This window comes from Psychrobacter sp. TB15 (assembly GCF_000511655.1).
Classification (GTDB): Bacteria; Pseudomonadota; Gammaproteobacteria; order Pseudomonadales; family Moraxellaceae; genus Psychrobacter; species Psychrobacter submarinus.
Window position 1 is genome coordinate 61737 of the sequence record NZ_AYXN01000013.1, and the last position, 21576, is coordinate 83312.

The 21576-nt window shown below is 43.5% G+C and carries 16 protein-coding genes, 1 tRNA gene and 1 pseudogene; 4 read left to right on the forward strand and 14 right to left on the reverse strand.

The window, feature by feature from the left end:
- Nucleotides 1-25: 25 nt before the first annotated feature.
- Complete coding sequence (locus W234_RS0102590; protein WP_025644467.1) at nt 26-988, reverse strand: ABC transporter ATP-binding protein; 963 nt, start codon at nt 986-988, stop codon at nt 26-28.
- Between the two features lie 303 nt (nt 989-1291).
- Nucleotides 1292-1960, reverse strand: coding sequence for a c-type cytochrome (locus W234_RS0102595; RefSeq protein WP_025644469.1), 669 nt, complete (start codon nt 1958-1960; stop codon nt 1292-1294).
- Between the two features lie 317 nt (nt 1961-2277).
- Here W234_RS0102595 and W234_RS0102600 point away from each other — a divergent pair.
- A tRNA-Arg gene (locus tag W234_RS0102600) sits at nt 2278-2354 on the forward strand.
- A gap of 676 nt (nt 2355-3030) precedes the next feature.
- On the opposite strand, the gene W234_RS0102605 is transcribed toward W234_RS0102600, so the two are convergent.
- Entirely contained in the window at nt 3031-3384 is a 354-nt protein-coding gene (locus W234_RS0102605) for a hypothetical protein (protein ID WP_025644471.1), read from the reverse strand.
- Between the two features lie 68 nt (nt 3385-3452).
- On the opposite strand from W234_RS0102605, the gene W234_RS0102610 reads away from it, so the two are divergent.
- On the forward strand, nt 3453-4247 hold the full coding sequence (locus W234_RS0102610) for an SIR2 family NAD-dependent protein deacylase (protein WP_025644472.1): 795 nt from the start codon (nt 3453-3455) through the stop codon (nt 4245-4247).
- Between the two features lie 42 nt (nt 4248-4289).
- Here the strand turns inward: W234_RS0102610 and W234_RS0102615 are convergent, their stop codons facing one another.
- The 4 genes from W234_RS0102615 to W234_RS0102630 all read right to left on the reverse strand — a co-directional run bounded on the left by W234_RS0102615 (nt 4290) and on the right by W234_RS0102630 (nt 7794).
- On the reverse strand, nt 4290-5291 hold the full coding sequence (locus W234_RS0102615) for an adenosine deaminase (protein ID WP_025644473.1): 1002 nt from the start codon (nt 5289-5291) through the stop codon (nt 4290-4292).
- 48 nt (nt 5292-5339) lie between these two features.
- Nucleotides 5340-5864 (reverse strand): TPM domain-containing protein, encoded by a 525-nt coding sequence (locus tag W234_RS0102620; RefSeq protein WP_025644474.1) that lies wholly within the window; start codon nt 5862-5864, stop codon nt 5340-5342.
- 88 nt (nt 5865-5952) lie between these two features.
- A complete protein-coding gene (locus W234_RS0102625; RefSeq protein WP_025644475.1) occupies nt 5953-7116 on the reverse strand; it encodes a TPM domain-containing protein in 1164 nt (387 codons plus the stop codon).
- Nucleotides 7117-7164: 48 nt separating this feature from the next.
- A complete protein-coding gene (locus tag W234_RS0102630; RefSeq protein WP_025644476.1) occupies nt 7165-7794 on the reverse strand; it encodes a LemA family protein in 630 nt (209 codons plus the stop codon).
- A gap of 743 nt (nt 7795-8537) precedes the next feature.
- Here W234_RS0102630 and W234_RS0102635 point away from each other — a divergent pair.
- On the forward strand, nt 8538-10103 hold the full coding sequence (locus W234_RS0102635; RefSeq protein ID WP_025644481.1) for an alanine/glycine:cation symporter family protein: 1566 nt from the start codon (nt 8538-8540) through the stop codon (nt 10101-10103).
- Between the two features lie 216 nt (nt 10104-10319).
- On the opposite strand, the gene W234_RS0102640 is transcribed toward W234_RS0102635, so the two are convergent.
- Nucleotides 10320-10940, reverse strand: coding sequence for a fasciclin domain-containing protein (locus W234_RS0102640; protein ID WP_025644484.1), 621 nt, complete (start codon nt 10938-10940; stop codon nt 10320-10322).
- Nucleotides 10941-11336: 396 nt separating this feature from the next.
- Complete coding sequence (locus W234_RS0102645) at nt 11337-11891, reverse strand: fasciclin domain-containing protein (RefSeq protein ID WP_025644486.1); 555 nt, start codon at nt 11889-11891, stop codon at nt 11337-11339.
- 677 nt (nt 11892-12568) lie between these two features.
- Between W234_RS0102645 and metH the strand changes: the two genes are divergently transcribed.
- Complete coding sequence (gene metH / locus W234_RS0102650; protein ID WP_037058748.1) at nt 12569-16225, forward strand: methionine synthase; 3657 nt, start codon at nt 12569-12571, stop codon at nt 16223-16225.
- A gap of 279 nt (nt 16226-16504) precedes the next feature.
- Here the strand turns inward: metH and W234_RS0102655 are convergent, their stop codons facing one another.
- The 5 genes and pseudogenes from W234_RS0102655 to W234_RS0102675 all read right to left on the reverse strand — a co-directional run bounded on the left by W234_RS0102655 (nt 16505) and on the right by W234_RS0102675 (nt 21510).
- A complete protein-coding gene (locus W234_RS0102655) occupies nt 16505-19171 on the reverse strand; it encodes a TrlF family AAA-like ATPase (protein WP_037058732.1) in 2667 nt (888 codons plus the stop codon).
- A 380-nt stretch (nt 19172-19551) separates the two neighbouring features.
- Nucleotides 19552-19692 carry a DUF2256 domain-containing protein gene (locus W234_RS14270; protein ID WP_084212605.1) on the reverse strand — a complete coding sequence of 47 codons (141 nt, stop codon included), beginning with the start codon at nt 19690-19692 and terminating at the stop codon, nt 19552-19554.
- Between the two features lie 315 nt (nt 19693-20007).
- Entirely contained in the window at nt 20008-20493 is a 486-nt protein-coding gene (locus W234_RS0102665; protein ID WP_025644491.1) for an META domain-containing protein, read from the reverse strand.
- Between the two features lie 184 nt (nt 20494-20677).
- Nucleotides 20678-21061 (reverse strand): annotated as a pseudogene (locus tag W234_RS0102670) (transposase family protein); the annotation flags it as partial.
- Nucleotides 21062-21069: 8 nt separating this feature from the next.
- A complete protein-coding gene (locus W234_RS0102675; protein ID WP_025643546.1) occupies nt 21070-21510 on the reverse strand; it encodes a transposase family protein in 441 nt (146 codons plus the stop codon).
- Nucleotides 21511-21576 lie beyond the last annotated feature (66 nt).

Here is a 21576-nt window from a genome sequence, read left to right on the forward strand (position 1 = left end):
TTCGGATCTACAACGACGGGCTCTCTCATAGTCCTGCCTCCTTCATACTATTTGCACTCTGAATATTTTGCTCCACCAAACGCATAAATAGCTCTTCTAATCGGTTCGACTTATTACGCATACTGGCGACATCAATATCGCGCTCTGTTAACTGCTCAAACACACAGTTCAGAGTCTCGCCTTGGGTTAAGGTGACCTCCAAAGTCATCTCATCGGGCTGCGCAATATCAGTGACTTGCTCAATAACCAAAGACTCTGTCAGCGGTTTTGTTAAGTCTAAGACAAAGGTCTCAACTGATAGTTGCCCGAGTAAGTCTTTCATCTCAGTGTTAATGCGTATTTCACCATGATCTAAGATAGCGATACGCTTACACAGCTGTTCCGCTTCCTCTAGATAATGCGTAGTCAAAATAATCGTGGTGTTTTCTTCAACGTTGATCTGCTGCATAAATTCCCACATAGAGCGGCGCAGCTCAATATCGACACCCGCTGTCGGCTCATCAAGAATTAACAGCTTTGGCTTATGAATCAGCGCGCGAGCAATCATCAAACGCCGCTTCATACCCCCTGAGAGCTCACGCGCTTTACTACCGCGTTTATCCCATAATCCCAAAGCTGTTAGCAAGCGTTTGGCACGCGGCTTAGCTTCGCTCGCTGGTATACCGAAGTAGCCTGCTTGGGTGATCAAGATATCGCCAACTTTTTCAAACATATTGAAATTAAACTCTTGCGGCACCACGCCAAGGTACTGCTTAGCGACTGAAGGATTGGCTAATAAATCGGTGCCAAAGATCTCTACACTGCCGGTCGTTGGCTTAAACAGTGAGCTGATAATACCAATCATCGTCGACTTGCCAGCACCATTAGGCCCAAGCAACGCAAAAAACCCACCTTGCGGCACAGTCAGATTGGCCCCTTTTAGAGCTGAAAAGCCATTATCATAAGTCTTGGACAAGTTTTTAATCTCAAGTGCTGGTACCTCAGACATGAAGACCTCTTTATTGATTCTATAAATGGTTTATGACGTTTTTGTATTTCTATAAGATTGCTTTATCATCATTGCTGCAAGCTGTCTAAGTGAGGCTAATCTACAGGTATTTCAACTGAGTTTTAAGGGGAAAGTCTTAACTACAGTATTAATAAATTTAATCATTGCCAAACTTGCAATATTACGCGTTAAAAAAACGCCTATCTCAACTTATGAAATAGACGCTCATTCAAAAAACGACTGCTGATTAATTGTAAGTTGGTTACTGGTTAAGAATCACTTATATAATAGCGTTACAGCAGCTTAACTTGCTTCGGCAATCATATAATCCACTGCGTTTTCGACTTCTTCGTCAGGGATAGAAGCACCACCTTTAGCAGGCATAGCATTAAAGCCGTTGATGGCATGATCATATAAAGTCGCTTCACCTTTGGCGATACGCGGTCCCCAAGCACCAGCATCACCTAACATAGGCGAGCCTAATAGGCCAGATGCGTGACAAGTCTGGCATACGGCATTGTAGACCGTTGCACCATCACGAGGGCCGTCACCTGCTGCAGGGGTAGCAGCGCGAGTCGTAACGTTACAAGTCTCGCCTTCATAGCAGATGTTGCCGACAGGCTGAATACGAGCAATGAGATTTGGGTATAACGCGATTAGCTTTTGTACTTGCGGTGTATCTTCAGGGATTGGCTCTTCTTCAACAGCAGGGGTCGCTGCCGCTTGCGCCGTTTCGTCAGCCGCCGTGTCGTCCTCAGCCATTGCCGCATCACCCTCAGCCACTTCTTCGGTGGTATCAGCTGCTGCTTGGGTGTCATCACCCAATACTTGCGGTGCGTTTTCTACCACTTCCTGCGCTTCTTCTACATCAGAGACGCTTACAGGCGTATCCACTATTTCTTCAGCTTGGCTCACAGCGATACTAGCGATTCCTAGAATGGCAGCTGCCGATAACATCACTACTTTTCTCATTCGTCACGTTCTCTTATTACGTAGACAAGTGGCGGCGTTGAATAGCTGACGCCTTACCCTTATGACAGCATAACTTTGATAATTCTCGAGTTCGCTGTTGGGCAGCAGGCATGATTATTCTATATGCAGGCGCACTTGTCATCGGTGATTATTTATCAGTATGAATTCTCCCTAACATTATAAGGGAAAAGGCGGGTAAATTGCCATGCCTGTTTACTGACTATACTGTTTTTTCGCAAAAAAGCATAAAGCGCCGCATCAATCGTTGGCTTTGCTGCTTTTATTTGTTAGACTAAGCGGTCTTTATTTTTAGACAAGCGCTCGTAGCTCAGTTGGATAGAGTATCGGTTTCCGAAGCCGAGGGTCGTGGGTTCGATTCCCGCCGAGCGCACCAATCATCGTATTTCGCCCTTCCTAAGATTGCGCTTTTGGCTTAACGGCTGACGCTTTTCTTTATAGTAAATCCCTCAGTACTATCAATAAGCCTCTAATACGTATCACTATTAAGCATTCCGCTTATAGTTCAGTGCAATCTCTAGCTCTAGTATCACTTAAACCAAGATTCTATCGCTGTAAAATAGCAGCAAACATAAGACAACTGCGCTTATTATTTAAGCATAACGTCTAAGTATAACGTCGTTGCAAGTCGCATCAGATGCGCTCAAGACTGCACGATTTATAGGCATAAAAAAAGCCATCTTAAAGGCTTTTAGTCTTATTATTAATCATACAAAATATATCGGTTTACTGTTGCTGTGTTCATATGTTTTTACTCAAGGCATTGCTTGTCTTGTTACTTCGTTATTTTTAATAAACGACTCTGATAATAAGAATAGCAGCTAGTAAAGTAATCAAACTAAACACTGCAAGCGAATACGAGAAAAAGCGAATAGTACTCATAAAGAACTCTCTTTATATAGAGCAAAGGCGCCCTGTCACTCTAATATATTTTATTTAATCTTCATTGTATAGAAATATTAAAATATAACTAATAATTAGTTAGTAAAGCAAGTAAATTATGGAGCTTATAAAAAGAGCTAGGTTGAGTTATCGCTAAAACTGGACTTGCTCTACTCTGCGTCTGCTAAATGAGCCGTCAACACATCGCGACTAGGCACGCGGTGATAATTCATAATCGGCACTTCACCTAATCTGCGCGCACCGGCAGCAAGACTCTTATCAATAGTAATCATCGCGACTTTTTTACCTTGACGGCTGATGAGTAGATGCTTGGCTTTGCGGCTGACTTGATACTCAGGAAAAATCCTTTTGACTAAGGCTGCAGTCTTTTGCAGTGGGTCGTTCTTGGGTAGCTCATTAGTACTGGCGCCATTCGCCGCTTTGGCACCACGCGCCTTGGCCAGTAGCCATAGTCCAACGACTACACTTACGAGTATGACAAGCCACCATATTCCGTCTATCATAAAGGGAGACATCCATCGTTATTGAATTGAGTTTAGACGAGTAAACGCTAGAGAATGAGGGTTCAGTTATGGTAGCAGAATTATCAGCGGAGTTAATAGGACAAGTTGAACAAGCGGCGCAATTATTGCAGTCCGCCAAGCGCGTTTGTATTTTGACTGGTGCGGGTATCTCAGCCGAAAGCGGTATCCCAACCTTTCGCGATAAGCAAACCGGCTTATGGGAGAAGTTTCGCGCCGAAGATCTAGCCAGTCCTATCGCGTTTGCGCGCGATCCTAAGCTGGTCTGGTCGTGGTATCAGTGGCGTCGGCAGTTGGTGCATGATAAAGCGCCCAACCCCGCGCATCAAGCCTTAGCGCAGTGGCAAGCCGCAAGCTCATCATTAGGTCAGCATATTACCTTAATCACCCAAAACGTTGATGACTTACATGAGCAAGCAGGCAGCGACGCTATTCATTTGCATGGTCATCTGTGGAAAAATCGCTGTAGCCAGTGCGATAGCGTTTATGAGGATAATGCCAAAGACAAGCCGCTTGATTTTGATGAGCAGCTCATCACTTGCCCTCACTGCGGCAGTTATATTCGCCCTGATATCGTCTGGTTTGATGAGGCGCTACCGGTTGCTGCTTGGCAAATGGCTGAAGAGGCGGCAGCGAATTGCGATGTCTTTATAAGTATCGGTACCTCAAGCCTCGTCTATCCAGCTGCAGGTCTTGCGCAATTGGCGAAGCAAAACGGTGCCAAGATCATCGAGGTCAATCCCAACCCTACGCCAAGCACGGTAGTCGACATCACACTAGCAGCTAAAGCAGGCGCAGTAATGCCAGTATTGATTAATCAACTAACAGACAAAACAGATAAGTAGCGTATCAAGACACAAGCTAAGTATGATTTGCTATAAGCGTTGTTAACTACTCACAGCAGCATCTACTTTATCTAGATACGCTTGCTTTAGCTCCTCGCTGATAAATGCCGATTTAAAGGAGTTTTTGACTAAAGTTATCATGTCGTCTGCCGACAAGTCGATATGCTCATAAAGATTAATAAAGTTTTGATTAATATAGCCTTTAAAATAAGCCGGATCGTCAGAGTTGACACTGACATTTAGGCCATAATCGAGCAGCTCCTTGATATTGTGCTGCGGATAATCGTCAAATACCTTAAGCTCAATATTAGAATTCGGGCAGACAGTAAGCGGTATTTGCTCTTGTTTTAGACGCTGCATCAGCTCTGGGCTATTGATCGATTGTACGCCGTGATCGATTCGCTCAATCGCTAGTAAGTCTAGAGCCTCATTGATGTAGCTAAAGTCCGCTTCCTCACCAGCATGAGCAACAAGCTTGAAGCCTTCTGCTTTGGCGCGTTTGAATACCGCTTCAAACTTGGCCGGCGGGTTACCTATCTCAGCTGAGTCGAGACCGACACCGATGATATCGTCTTTGTACGCTAAGGCTTGCTCGAAGGTCTCAAAGGCTTCTTGTTCAGACAAATGCCGCAAAAAGCACATGATAATAGCGGCGGTAATACCGTACTGCTCCTTGGCATCGCTAAGCGCTCTTTTGATACCACCGATGACCGTTGCAAACTCAATACCTCTTTCGGTATGGGTTTGCGGATCGAAAAATATCTCAGTATGAACAATATTATTTTCCACGCACTGCAGCATATAAGCCCAAGTCAGATCATAAAAATCCTCTTCCGTAATTAACACCTTAGCCCCAGCATAATAAATATCTAAAAAGCTCTGCAAATCGCTAAAGTTATAAGCGGCGCGTACCTCATCTACAGTCTCATAAGGAATAGTCACGTCATTCTTCTTCGCTAGCCTAAACATCAACTCTGGCTCAAGCGAACCTTCGATATGTAAATGCAGCTCCGCTTTTGGTAGTTTTTTTATCAGCTCAATCATTGTTTTACCTTTACTCTGCGCTCTTTTATACGTTCTAATATTGATGCCTTACTTCAAAAAAACTACTCCATCGGATAGCTCATTACCAGCAGGGTCATGCTCGAGATGGTAGTATTGGCGCAGCAGCTGCCCAATCTCATCAAGCAAATCGGCTAGACTCTCCTCGACTTTTTTACTAGCGATACCGGCGACCGCCTTATCACACATCGCTCGCCACACAGTTGGGCTAACATGAGCACTGATACCGCGATCAGCAATGATATCTAAGCTTTGCTCACAGATGTTGACATAGACTAAGACGCCAGTGTTCTCTTCGGTATCCCAAACGCGGTAGTCGCTGAAGAGGTCTACAGCACGCGCACGCGCATCCATATGATAAGCGGACTGTATTGGTAAGGCATTTTCTATAATCAAGAATACCTCACCGCGATGACCGATCTCAGCTTCAGTTACTTTCGCCGTCAGACGTGCACGAGCTTCAGGCGTCAACCACCTACTATGTAGCACGGGTACAAATGCGACCTGACGCCATAAGCGAGCGAAACTTGCCTGCGACGAGTTATCTTGGACCATGCTTGTTTATCCTCAAATATACTATTGCTCTATAAATAAATACTGACTCAATTAGGAATTAGGCGCGGCTAGATGAATAGCGCGCAGGCTACCAAGAGCCGCCAGCGCCGCCGCCACCGAAGCCGCCACCGCCACCGCCGAAGCCGCCGCCACCAAAACCACCGCCGCCGAAGCCGCCGCTACCACCGCCAAGACCGGGTAAGAATATCATACCGCCGCCGCCGCCGCGTCCACCACGGCCACCGCCGCCTGAGCCGCGAGAGATTAAGAATAGCCATATAAATATAGCCATAATGACGGTCATAAAGAAACCGCCGCCTAAAGCCAAAGAACCGGCAAAAAACCCGCCCGCGGTCAGAATAGAGCCGAGCACACGGCCAAATATATTAGTAATAAAGCTACCGAATATCATCGCCATAAGGAATAAAAAAATAGGCGATGGCACCTCATCTGAACCTTGCTCAGCGCGGCGCGCTTCTGCTTGCGCATCGGCGCGGGCCAAGATCTCTGGATCGGCAGTTAGGCGCTGTTCGATTTTATCTAAGCCCGCTAGTAGTCCAGCGCCATAATCGTTTTGCTTAAAGTAAGGGGTGATATCTTCACGAATGATACGGTTAAGAGCAGCATCTGGTAGTACTCCTTCTAACCCATAACCCGACTGAATATACATATCACGATCGTTCACCGCCACTAGTATCAAAAGTCCATCATCGGTATCAGCCTCGCCCAATTGCCATTTTTCAGCGGCTTGCAAAGAGTAGTCGAAGATAGGTACGCCGCCAGTCGTTGGTACAATAACAATAGCCGCTTGCGCAAGCCCCTGACGATAGATGCCTTGCAACTGTGCCTCTAGACGCTGTTTTTGTTGGGGATTTAGGATATTAGCTTGATCGACGACTGGACTGTTGAGAATAAGCTTATCTGCATCAACGCCGGTAGCAGTAGAGCGTATAGGCGGCTGATTGTTCGCTTGATTTGGATTAGCGGCATTGCTATTAGCATTAGGGTTGATAGCATCATTACCTAATATAGCGTCGTTGATCGCCTCATTACCGAGCACCGCATCATTGATCGCTTCATTGGACTCACCCGCTTTTGCAATAGCGACTAAGTCTTCAACGCTGCGTTGATTCTGCACATCCCCGTCAGCGCTAGCCACAGCGACCTCATTCTGCGCGGCAGACAGCGCAGAAGTGCTCGCGGTGCTAAGGGCCAATAATACGGCGGTTACGATTGCTCTAGAGTTACTCATCTGATCTATCTTACCTAATGTTTTTTTCAAATAATGACCTGCTAAAAACTATTCACCAAAATCAACTTCAGGCGCAGTAGAGATAGCGTCTTCATTAGCTACCGTAAAGTTCGGCTTAGTCTCCATGCCGAACACTTTAGCCGTAATATTGGTCGGGAACTGGCGCACGGTCGTATTATAGACTTGCACTTCCTGGATATAACGATTACGCGCAACCGCGATACGATTCTCCGTACCTTCTAACTGCGCTTGTAGGTCTTGGAATAGTGCATCAGACTTTAAATCCGGATAGCGCTCGGACACTGCCATAAGACGTGATAGTGCGCCGGTCATCTGCGACTGGGCTTCTGCATAACGTTCCATTGCTTCTGGGTCATTAAGCAGCTCTGGCGTCACGGTGATTCCGCCCGCTTGTGAGCGCGCCTGCGCCACTTGTGTGAAGACCTCCTGCTCTTGCTCAGCATACTGCTTGACCACATTGACCAAGTTTGGCACCAGATCGTCACGGCGCTGATATTGGTTGACCACCTCTGACCAAGAAGCAGTAACTTGCTCATCTTGTGATTGCAGATTGTTATAACCACAACCGCTTAGACTCACCGCTGAGGTCGCTAATACCGCTGACAATAATAAGGGTTTAACAAAAGATAAGGGTTTAGTAATAGATTGTCGTGCCATTGATATATCTCCAAATAATAATCTCATAATGAGTCAAACTTATAGACCGCTACATATAGCGTTTCTTAAGGCGGTATGTAGGAAGCCTAAGTCTATGCTGCTAATGATGGCAACATCATAGCGGTTTTACAATTGACCGTTACCAAAACACAACCGCAAACTAGTAACTGCCTACCTTGCAAGAAATCAAAATCTTTATTCGACAACCTTCATATCATTCTAATACTAAAACTAAACTTAAATTGCCTTTTAATTTATATAGGCAAAAAAAAGGTTATGAGGTAAGAAATATCTAGTAATTTACCAAAAAATATGGCAAATTGCTGTTACGCAGCCGTACGGTTAGCATACATTTAGTAGTAGATTTAATACTAGATAGAGATAGTCTGTTACAAAGTCTGCTTTTGGCATATCGTTATTACGCTAACTGTCAGTACTAATAAACTCATTATCGACTTAGCATAATGTTTTAAAAAACTATCCTATGATATTTTTTAAGTCATTATGACATAAAGATATTACTATCGTGTAATGACTAAGACGGCAAATGGAATTGCACCGTAGCTCATGGTTTGTTGGAACGTTACAAAAAAGTATTCATGGAATGAAGCGATGAGCCGCGCGGGTAAACACAAAAAACTCATACTCAGTAGGACGTTCAATAGAAGCCCAAGATAGCTTGTATCACGCTGCGGCTTCTATCATTATCGATACGCTACTGAGGACGTTTGAGGAATATAGATATGGAAAGTTTAGTTGGTTTAGCAAATGACATTATTTGGAGCCCAGCGCTGGTATATTTATGCCTAGGCGCCGGGCTTTTTTATTCTATAATGACGCGCTTTGTGCAAGTGCGTTTATTCGGCGAGATGTTAAGACTATTGTTTAAGGGTAAACCTGATAATGATGGTATTTCATCGTTTCAGGCACTAGCCGTCTCACTAGCAGGCCGCGTCGGTATGGGTAACATCGCCGGGGTTGCAGCCGCTATCGGTTTCGGTGGCCCAGGTGCGGTATTCTGGATGTGGATTGTCGCCTTCTTGGGCGCATCAACGGCTTATGTCGAGTCTACTTTAGGTCAGATTTATAAAGAGCGCGACGTCGTCACTGGCGAGTATCGCGGTGGTCCCGCTTACTACTTTGAGCGCGCACTTGGCCAGAAATGGTACGGTATTTTATTCGCCATTGCTTCTATTGTCGCTTGTGGGGTGTTCCTACCAGGCGTACAGGCAAACGGCGTTATTAATGCTGTCGCACAGGTCGCAGGCGAAGGTTCAGCGATGAACTTTATGGGCATAGACACAGGCTCCACTCGTCTAATCGCTTTAGCTATCATTCTAGTGGTTCTAGGCTTTATCATCTTTGGTGGTATCAAGCGTATTGCAACCTTTACTGAATACGCAGTTCCTTTTATGGCTTTAGGGTATATCATCCTAGCGCTACTTATTATGTTCACTAACTTTAGCATGATCCCGCAAGTATTCGGTATGATCATCGGTGATGCCTTTACCGCACAAGCTGGTTTTGGTGCTGCTATCGGTTGGGGCGTGAAGCGCGGTATTTACTCGAACGAAGCCGGTCAGGGTACAGGCCCACACGCAGCATCAGCTGCAGCGGTTGACCATCCAGCGCAGCAGGGCTTGGTACAGGCATTCTCAGTCTATGTCGACACCTTGCTCGTTTGTTCTGCTACTGCCTTTATGATCTTATCTACCGGTATGTACAACATTCAAGGTGAGTTGGCTGATGGTCAGTTCATCGTACAAAACGTCGCAGCTGACGTTGAGATAAGCTCGCCATCATTTACTCAGATGGCAATGGAGTCAGTCTACGGTACTTTCGGTGATACCTTCATTGCTGTTGCGGTATTCTTCTTCGCCTTTACTACTATTCTGGCTTACTACTACATCGCTGAGGTTAATATCTCTTTCCTCACCCGCTCTATGGGTAAAGGCGCTAGTAAAACCGGTCAATTCGTGGTCAAGCTAGTTATCATGTTCATGGTTGCTTACGGCGCGCTTAACAGCTCTGGTTTCATCTGGGGACTTGGCGATGTCGGCGTTGGTCTGATGGCTTGGCTCAACATCGTTGGTATTATCATTATCTTCTTTGTGGCGCGTCCTGCTATCGATATCCTGCGTGATTACGAGGCTCAGCTCAAAGCAGGTGGTGGTACGACTGCTAATAGATTTGTCTTTGATCCTAAGAAGTTCGGTATCAAAAACGCAACTTATTGGGAAGATCGTCATGCCGCTGAAGTGGCATTAAAAAACCAAGAAGCAGGTCTGCGTAAAGATCCTAGAGTTTAGACTCTAATCAAAGACCGCTTTAAGAAAGAATAAACGTCCTATTTATAGAAACTCGCAGCTTAGGTTGCGAGTTTTTTTATGTCTACTTTTTATTTTTTTCTTAATTAACACACAAAAAAGCTCAGCCTTTGAGGCTGAGCTTTTTCAAATAGCTTCTTTAAACGACTTCTTTAAATACAGTTACACTATAAAAATTTGCTTAAGGTCTGCTAGAGACTATTCAGGCATAAGTACTGTATCGATAGTATGGACCACACCATTAGTCGCCATGATATCAGTTCCAGTGATATTTGCTGTATTACCCGTCGCATCAGTGATAATGTTAGCGTCGCTGATAGAGATTGTCTCACCATTAGCAGTCTCGATATCCGTACCATACGGGATTTCAGTAGCAGTAACTACCATAGGGACAACGTGATAAGGAAGTACTTCGTTTAATAACTCAGTATTCGCTAATAGCTCTTCTTTGGTAACGCCTAACGCATCTAGTACTGGTACAAAAGCATCATCAGTAGGTGCAAATACCGTATACTCCCCTGCGTCCATCAGCATAGTATCTAAGCCTGCTGACTGTAAGGCGGCGGTGAGAATGGTTAAGTTCTCGTTATCTGCTGCGATTTCCGCAATGGACTGAGTCGCCATGGTGTCCATCATGGGATCTTCAGTAACCATTGGATCGGTTTCAGCAGCAGGATCAACCATCACCTCTGTTTCAGTGACTTCAGTCGTAGTCACTTCTGGCTCTACTGGATCGGCAACCGTTTCTGTGTCGTTACAGGCTGCTAGCGTCAAAGCAGAAGTGGCGACCGCTAGAGATAGTAGTGTCTTCTTTAACATAATAGTATCCTTTCTAATTAGTATATAAGTGGTGCTATGAATAACGTTCATGACTAAACATAACTGATTGCATAAATTCTTGCTGTCTTAATTAACGATAGCAATTCAAGTTTGAGAGTAACACATCAAATGGCCAGTACTATGTATAGGTAATGATGTGCAGGTATAGGTAATGATATGAAGTTTAGGCTTATTGTCGGTATTGTCGTTTTATATCTAAAAATCCAATCGACTTACAGATAACCGCCAACTTAGTAAAAGAATACAGCTCTCACGTATTTGGTTATTAAATACTAATGATGAACCTGAAGTAATGACCTTACCAAGGTTCATCGGCGGTTAAACTAGGCCAATTATAAAAATCAGCGCTTACGTTAAACGGTTCGGGTAAACCGCTTATTTTGGCAGTAGCACTTTATCGATGACATGTACCACACCATTCGTTGCTGCGATATCAGTCTTAATAATAGTCGCCATACGACCGTTTTCATCCATTAGCATTTTTTGCGGGGTAACGACTAGCGTATCGTTACTGGCGGTCGTAACATTGCCTGGCATAACGTTTTTGGCATACATAGGCATATCACTGCTGACCACATGGTAAGCTAATATCTTTTTTAGTAATGGCTTATTGGCAAATAGCTGAGCTTTAGTCATACCAGTCTCTGCTAGTGCTTGCGCAAAAGCGGCATTGGTTGGAGCAAATACCGTATAGTTAGCATTAGGGTCAGATAACATACCTGCTAGCCCTGCTGCTTGCACCGCTTCTACAAGTATCGAGAAGTTAGCGTCGCTCTGAGCCACTTGTACAACATTCATTTTTGCCATATTTTGCGTAGTTACAGGCGCTTTCATGGGAGCAGTTTTGGCTGGCATAATGTTATTACAGGCCGAAAGACCTGCCATAGATACTGCTAGCGCACCAATAGTTACTAGTTTAGTCATTTTCATAATTATATCCTTTAATTGTGAAGTATCTCCTAACAGCTAGGAGTTGGCTTGCTTTAGTAAAAGGTGCACTGTCATAAAATGTCCTAGCAACTAAATCAGAAACAAAATTAGAATCAAAGATCTAATGGTGGCTGATTTATAAGAAAACCTTATGTAAGAACAATCCTTCTGAAATTAAATTAACATATAGAATTTCTGTATAAATCTGTTGTTACGCTACTTTTTGTAATGCCAGTGTAATTTTTGCTCAATTTTTAGGCAGATGCTAAAGCGCTCATTTCATTATGAAATTTTGTCGACATAACCATTAATATTGAAAAACAATATCAAGAGTCGAAATAATATCTATTCAAAACCGTTTTATTTAGCACTCGCTTATCTAGCGAATACCTTGAGAGACAGTTGAACGAAACAGGCACCTATATCTTTTTATTGACTCCTTAGACAATTAAAGTCATAGAAACTGCGCTTAAGTGATCCATGAGTGGTTTACTTTTCATGTTAATATACCTACATTTACTTTTATTAGACCGCTACTCTTTTCTTTTAGACTTCATGATATAAGTGCTTCTCCTATGACTTCAAAAACCACGACTAATGATTTTGTGCTAACACCGCCTGAAGTATTCCCTTATAAAGACCAACAGCTCACGGCTCGCGCGCGTATCGAAGCTGAGATGACCAAGCGTATCTTGATGCTTGATGGTGCGATGGGCACGCAGATTCAGACTTACAAATTGGAAGAAGAAGATTATCGCGGTGAGCGTTTTGCCGATATCGAGCAAGATGTGCGCGGTAATAACGATCTGCTCGTACTGAGTCAGCCGCAGATGATTACCGATATCCATCATGACCACCTAGCCGCTGGCGCTGATATTATTGAGACCAATAGCTTTAATGGTACACGGCTATCGATGGCCGACTACGATATGGAATATCTGGTGCCAGAGCTGAACAAGACCGCAGCGCAGATAGCACGCAAGGCTGCGGATACCTTTACCGCGAAGAACCCTGATAAGCCGCGCTTTGTCGCCGGCGTCATCGGCCCCACTTCACGCACTTGTTCGCTATCGCCTGACGTTAACGACCCTGCTTACCGTAACGTGACCTTTGATCAGCTCGTCGATAATTATCGTGAAGCGACATTGGCACTCATTGAAGGCGGCATCGATATTATCTTGATTGAGACGGTATTTGATACGCTCAATGCCAAAGCGGCAATCTTTGCCATTACGGGCGTCTTTGATGATATTGGTTTTGAGCTGCCGATTATGATATCGGGCACCATTACTGATGCCTCAGGTCGTACACTATCTGGCCAAACGGCTGAGGCGTTTTATAACTCAGTACGTCATGCCAAGCCGCTATCAGTTGGCTTTAACTGTGCACTCGGTGCCGATGCACTGCGCCCGCACATTCAAACGCTATCGAACATTGCTGATACTTACGTCTCTGCGCATCCAAACGCGGGGCTGCCCAATGAGTTTGGTGAATATGATGAGACCGCTGAAGAAACTACGGCGCTATTAGAAGGCTTTGCCAAAGCGGGAATCTTAAACATCGTTGGCGGCTGCTGCGGGACGACGCCTGAGCATATCCGTCAAATCGCTAATATGGTTGCAAACTATCCGCCGCGAGCCATCCCAGAGATTGCGCCTGCCTGCCGACTCTCAGGGCTTGAGCCATTTAATATCACGCCTGATAGCTTGTTCGTCAACGTCGGTGAGCGTACCAATGTCACAGGCTCCAAGAAGTTTCTGCGTTTGATTAAAACCGAAGCCTATACCGAGGCGCTCGATGTCGCGCGCGATCAGGTCGAGGGCGGTGCGCAGATCGTCGATATCAATATGGACGAGGGCATGCTCGACTCCAAACAAGCGATGATTCATTTTGTCAACTTAGTTTCGGGTGAGCCGGATATCAGCCGCGTACCCTTGATGCTTGACTCGTCAAAATGGGATATTATCGAAGAAGGCCTCAAGCGCGCGCAAGGCAAATGCGTGGTCAACTCCATCTCCTTAAAGGAAGGCTACGATGAGTTCGTGCGTCATGCCAAGCTGTGTATGCGTTACGGCGCGGCGGTCATCGTCATGGCCTTCGATGAGGACGGTCAAGCGGATACTTATGAGCGCAAAATCCAGATCTGTCAGCGTAGCTATGACGTACTGGTCAACGAAGTTGGCTTCCCGTCTGAGGACATCATCTTTGACCCCAATATCTTTGCGGTCGCCACCGGTATCACCGAGCACAATAACTACGGCGCTGACTTTATTAATGCGACGAAATGGATCACGGACAACCTGCCTAATGCTATGGTGTCAGGCGGCGTCTCTAACGTCTCGTTTAGCTTCCGTGGTAACCCGATTCGCGAAGCCATCAACTCGGTCTTTCTCTACCACGCCATTCAAAACGGTCTAACCATGGGTATCGTCAACCCCTCAATGCTAGAAGTCTATGACGACATCCCTGTCGAGGCACGCGAGGCGATTGAGGATGTCATGCTCAATCGCAATCAAGGTGAGAGTGGCCAAGATGCCACCGAACGCTTGATGACCATTGCTGAGAGCTATCAAGATGGCGGTAAGAAAAAAGACAGCACCGTCGATATGAGCTGGCGCGAAGGCACGGTAGAAGAGCGCATTGCCCATGCACTGGTCAAAGGCATCACCACCTTTATCGAAGCCGATACCAAAGAAGCATGGGAGAAATACCCCAAACCACTCGACGTTATCGAAGGGCCTTTGATGGACGGTATGAATATCGTCGGTGATTTATTTGGCTCGGGTAAAATGTTTTTGCCGCAAGTGGTTAAGTCAGCACGCGTCATGAAGCAGTCTGTTGCTTGGCTCAACCCGTACATCGAAGCGGAAAAAGTCGAGGGCGAAACCAAAGGTAAAATCCTCATGGCGACGGTCAAGGGCGACGTCCATGATATCGGTAAAAACATCGTCGGCGTGGTCCTCGGCTGTAATGGCTATGACATCCTTGATCTGGGCGTGATGGTGCCGTGCGAGACCATTCTCGATACCGCTATCAAAGAGAAAGTCGATATCATCGGCCTATCAGGACTGATTACCCCGAGTCTCGATGAGATGGTCTATGTCGCTAAGCAAATGCAAGAGCGCGGTATGAACCTGCCGTTAATGATTGGCGGCGCAACAACCTCCAAAGCCCATACCGCGGTCAAAGTCGAGCCGCAATATAATAATGATGCAGTCATCTACGTGGCGGACGCCTCGCGCTCGGTTGGCGTGGTGACTAAGCTGCTCTCCAAAGACAACCGTCAAAGTCTCATCGATGAGACCCGCGAAGAGTATATCAAAGTGCGCGAGCGTCTCGCGAAGCGTCAACCCAAAGCGGCGAAGCTGACTTATGCTGAATCAGTTGAGGGTGGTTTTCAATACGATTGGGACAACTATACACCGCCTGTACCGAATCAGCTCGGTCAGGTGATATTGGACGACTACCCTATCGATAAGCTGCTCCCTTATATCGACTGGACGCCGTTCTTTATCTCTTGGGGTCTAGCAGGTAAGTATCCAAAAATCTTGCAAGATGAGGTCGTTGGTGAAGCCGCGCGTGATCTGTTCGATAACGCCAAGAACCTGATGCAAAAAATGATTGATGAAAAGTTAATCATTGCTAAAGGGGTGTTTAAACTCATGCCCGCCCGCCGCACTGGCGCAGATACGATTAGCGTTTATGACAAATCGCCTACAGATGGTGGCCAACCTACGCATACCTTTGAACATCTGCGCCAACAGTCGGACAAAGCCAGCGGCAAGCCAAACTTTAGCCTCGCCGACTTTATCTCGCCGTTACAGGACTCTGACGATTATATCGGCGGCTTTACGGTGTCGATCGTCGGTACTGAAGACCTCGCTGAGCAGTACAAAGCGGCAGGCGATGATTATAATGCCATCATGGTACAAGCGCTGTCTGATCGCCTCGCCGAAGCCTTTGCCGAGCATTTGCATGAGCGCATCCGTAAAGACTACTGGGGCTATCAGGCTGATGAGACTCTCACCAATGATGAGCTGATTAAAGAAAAATACGTTGGCATCCGCCCAGCGCCTGGCTATCCGGCTTGCCCTGAGCATACCGAAAAAGGCAAATTGTTTGATTGGCTCGGTACGACCAGCGCTATCGGTACAACGCTCACCGAAAGCTTTGCAATGTGGCCGGCGTCTTCGGTCAGCGGCTTTTATTATTCGCACCCGGAGAGTGAGTACTTTAACGTCGGTAAAATAGGCCGAGATCAGTTAGAGGATTATGCCAAACGTAAAGAGTGGGATATAAAGACGGCTGAGAAGTGGTTGAATCCGAATTTGTAGGGATGTTGTTGAATTTTTTTAGCGTGTTTTTGAGGCGGGATTGGTTTTTATAGCCGTTCCCGCTTTTTGCTTCTATCTGCCAGTCTAGGCGAGGCGGTAGCACAGTTTGAGTCGTTCCTGTTGCCTCGAGACCACCTCAAAACCTAGCTACCGCAATCGCCTAGCCCGTCAGGATATTCGCGACAATCGGGGCTAAAAAGCCTCGCTATGGTAGGGTTACTCTATTTGCCACAAATAAAAGATGCTATAGTTTATAACTACCTAATACGAAAATCCACCTTAGTCAAAACCATATTTCTCCCGACGCTTATCGAATGCTCCTTGACCCCCTTCTAATATTTTAGCTGCTAGCTCTTTAACTTGAGGTACATCAATTGCACCTTGTTGTTCTAATAAAATTTTCCCCTTATTGTCTTCTACACTGAGAACCCCAATCCATTCTGCGTCGCCAAATACTGGAATATTAGCGTTGTGAGTTGCAAACAAAAACTGTCTACTTAGTTTGGCTTCACGAAGCTCAGTTACTATTCGATCGGCAATAAAAGCGTTATCTAAATTATCCTCCGGTTGGTCTAGAATTAATGGGTCTTGATTATCTAACAGTAAAAGATGTAACACTGCTGTACATTGTTGACCAGTAGAAAGGTTTTCAATAGAACGAAAATCTATATCTTTGCCTTCATTATCAAATGCTACGTTGAGTTCTATCGTTGTTTTATCAGGGATAATTATTTCTTCTAATTCTAGGAGTTTATTACTTGAAATACGGCATAATGCACTCGCTACTATTGGAGAAACGCTAAATTTATCTATTAGTTCATCTGAACCTTGTCTAATTGTTTTCACTAAATTATTAGGTGTAAAAGACTGATTACCTACCCATTCAAGCCGTCTCTCTCTAACACCTTCCATATCACAGTTGAGCAAAAATTCTACCAAAACCTGCCTATCACCTTCAGAAATTAAATTTAATTGAACTTTTTTTGATAATTTTTTGTTTAGTTTTTTTACCGCTTTTTGAATTTGGCTAGCTCTATCACTTGTTTTTTGACTAAGCTCTAATAGCAGTTGCTCACGCTCTTCATTTAAAGCATTAATTTGTGAAATAATTTTTTCTAATTCTTCTTTTTTTGGTTTTATAGACTCTATTTCCCTCAATAGTCTTTGGTATTCACTTCCTATCTGTTGTCCTGTTTTTCCTTGGCTTGTAGGTATACTTTTAAAAGTTTTATCTAACTCTTCTTCCTTTACACCTATCTCCTGATGATGCTCTTTCCTAGCTTCTTGTAGTTCTTCATACGCCTTTTCTATTAAAGTATTAATTTCATTCAAGTGCCCACTAATTGAAGAGTTAAGTTTATCAAACAAATTGCGTTCTCTTTCTAAAATTTTATGATGTGGTAAATCTTTTAAAGCTTCGTCATTCAGAATATCTGTATCTAATAAACTACCTTTAAAGTCTTCAGTCAATATCCTAATCTTCTCTAAACCGTTATTAACCTTCCTATCTAATAGTTTTTCCTTCTCTAACTTAGAAATTACTTCTATTTTTTCATCTATACCTAAGTCCTGATATTGCTTTACTTGTGCTAGAAGCTTTGGAAGTTGCTCAACTTCTGATTCGATATCATTTTTTTTACTAACTTGTAAAACTATTAACTCTCGATTTAACTTGAGTTTATCCAATACCTCATCAACAGATTTATTGTATTCTGAATGACCATCCTCCAAAAACCTTCTAACTAATTTATTTCGATTCTGTTCATCTCGAGTCATTTCATAGATTTCATTTTGACCATACAGTTCAATTTTTGGAAATAAATCAATAGGATGATAAGGTGTAATATTTCCGTTTTCATCTTGAACAACCGATTTATCTCCATACTTCCTAATAATTTTAAATCTACGTCCATTCATGGCTGCTGAGCGAATTGTGATTTCGATTAATCCCTTCTCATTGCCAAGATTATTGTCGATAATAGCCTTGTGCTGTGCTTTTGCTGCTTTACCAAATGGCTCTAACTCGAAAGCATAGCGAATGCATTCTAAAAAGGTAGATTTGCCAGTCCCTCTTCCTCCAATCACTGCATTTAAATGCTCTGATAAATTAATATTCACACCATCTAGATAACCACTTACGAGTTTGATATTTTCAATAGCTGATGCATAATTTTCTGATTTATCTGAATGCAACTTTATTCTTGATTCAGGGTCTAAAAAGGCAAGCTTGAATGCTGAAAAACTCGGTTTAGTCATCTTAACTAAAAAAGAAGCCCCATTAGCCTTAATTTCTTCTGGTTTAGAGACATCAGCTGAATTTATTGCTGTCATCATACGAGTTCGACTGTAATCTACAATTTTATTAAGAAACACTTTGCGATAAAAATCATCTTCAACACCTCTTAGGTCTTCAATAGAGCCTGGAATCTGAGCAGCTAATAAATCTGAATTTCGCCAAATATTATTCATACGCTTTTTCAGAACACCGTCATCATTAGTGCAATGAGCTGCAAAAATGAAACCCTCATTATTCTTTACATATTTGATAATATCACTAGCGGATAAATCAACTGGTGCTGCGGGGTTGTTACTATTAATACGTAATGCTCCTAGATGCATGGTAAGCTGATGTGTTGATATTCTTTCATCAAATAAGCATACAAAATGAACCTTTTCACTTGAAGCAATTTCAAACCCTGGAAATACTATTATTCCATTATCATTGAATAAATTTCTGATGTCATCTATACCTGAAACGGAACCATGGTCTGCTAATCCAATTACCTTTATACCAAACTCAATTGCTGCATTTAGTAATTGACTATTATATTCACTTTCTGAAATCTGATGTTCTTGACCTCGATATTTAATGTAGCTAGCTGGATTAACCTGTAATGCACATTTAAAAAATCTAGCCTTAGTGTAAGTATCTTCAATTAAACTCATGCCGTCTTTCCTTAACTTTTAGTGATTTATAAGTCTGCCTGTATTTGCTATACTAATTAATAACAGACTCAGAACTGTATATAAGTCAATATATCCAAGCAATTGTTTTGCAAAGTATATCTACTTTTAAATGCTAAATAAGCTAAAATATCTCCAACAGTACTGCCTCCTCTACTTTTTGAGCCTGTCTCGATAAGAAATGTGAGGGTATTCTTTTGTTTTAGTTTTGGTTAGGTTGCGTAGAGTTGGTCACTTACCATTTAGTAGCGTAGGGTGGGTTAGCGGAGCGTAACCCACCATCTAAATTTAGCATAATACACAATCAGTGGGTTACGCCTTGTCTGCATTCTCTACGAGAATTTGACAAGTCTAACGTCACCCTACTTATCTTTATTTCTTCGACACCGTTCCGAACAATACACCACATTGTCCCAATCCTTTTCCCACTTCTTGCGCCAGGTAAAAGGGCGTTGGCAGACGGGGCAGGTTTTTTGTGGTAGGTTTACTTTTTTATGTGCCATGATGGTGCCTTTTACTATCTATGACGCTGAGCTAAAAGCGCCAGCCTACAACAAGCTACAACAAGAGTCTAATTTTGAGATAGTGATTATATATTAACCGCTGCTTATTCATAATTCTAAAGTGTTTTTTAACCCATTGAATAACTTTATAGTTTAATACTTTCCATCACAAGCTTACTTTATATAATCGTTAATTCTCTTTAAAAAAACGCCTTACTTAAAAAGTAAGGCGTTCTTTATTGACTGTATCAATGTCATCTTGCGTTAGTATCGGTCTTATATTTTATTATTAACCGATCAAAACTAAAAACATCTCTACTTAGCAACGGCTTTAAAATGCGCCACTTGATTGTCATTACGAATGGTCAAGATAGGTACATTGTTCGCATTTTTATTTAGGCTATACTTGCCTTGTACCGTCGCCATAGTAGCAGTATCAAAGCTAGCTTGTGGTTCAGGGCAGGCCTTCATAGTGCTGATGACGTTGACTAGCTGTACATTATTATTGACGATGTGATAAGTGCCACCGATGTTATTACAGGTATTCATAAAGCTGACGCGCTGGTTGCCGTTGTCTTTAAAAAAGTTCAAAGTCAGCGGATTATTTGGCATAGTAAACAGCTGAGTTACTTTTTCGCCATTTACGCGCTTAGCATCAACTAACTGCCAGTTATAGGCTTCTAATGCATCAACGGTTAGCGGCTGAGCAGTAGGAGCAGTAACGCCAGGAGTGGTTTGGCAACCGGCAAGCGTACCAACAGCTAGTGTGGCAGCCATAGCTAATGAAGTCATGTTTTTCATAGTCTCTCCTAGTAATCATTGAAGGTAATTATTAAAAATAATTTGAGTTATTTATTTTTCTAAATAGAGTAACTATTGTGCCTAACAACAGTATCACTGTCATCATTAGTTAAGTATATGCTTAACCCTCGCTTTGTTCCACTTTGCAGTGGTTTTGCTAACGGTATTAGACCTCTTGCAAAAGTCATAATTTAAGCTCGGAATTAATGATACCAGCAAACAGCTTCATTCTAAGATCATAGCGCTGACGACGGTTGCGATATTTATGAGCCACGATTTTAAACAACTTGATTAAGCCTATTTTGTGCTCAACCACAATACGGAACTTTGCCAGATAGTGATTGGCCTGTTTGCATATCTCTAATAACTGACCACCACGAGGTTTCTTAAATGGCGTGAAAGTTTGCTCATGTAACTTTGCTAACCCTTGATAACCACTATCGGCTAGTAGCTTGGCGTCACAAGGTAACCAGTCAGGACAAGTATCTTTATACAGCTTAAAATCGTGGATTGACCCTTTACAGGTTTGCACATCAAGTATCAAACCAGTTTGCCAATGAACGATAACCTGCGCTTTTAAGGTGTGTTGTTTTTTCTTACCGCTGTAGTAGTCTCTTTGGTTTTTTTTGGACGCTCAATAGGGGTTTCGGTAGCATCAACAATGACGACTGACCAATTGATGTCGTCATCGACACGACTAGGCAGCTTTTTAGGTAATTCAAACTTGCCAGAGTCAATCAGTGTGTCTTCTACTTTACGAATGATACGGCTAGCAGAAGACTCATGAATACCAAAGTCCATACTGATATGATAAAGCGTGCGGTATTCACGCCAATAAGTCAGGGCTAGTAGTATCTGCTCCTTAAGACTGAGCACACTTGGTCTACCTGATTTGGTCTTAGATGCTTCATGCTCTTGCATGGCATCAAGCATGTCATAAAAGGTGGCTTTATGAATGCCAGTGTAGCGTTTAAAACCAGCGTCACTTTGTTTGAGTAGCTTATCTATGTTTGGCATGGTTCTTAGACAACGATGAATGTTCTTCTTATTTTAATTCCCTCTGCTACTTTTGCAAGAGGTCTA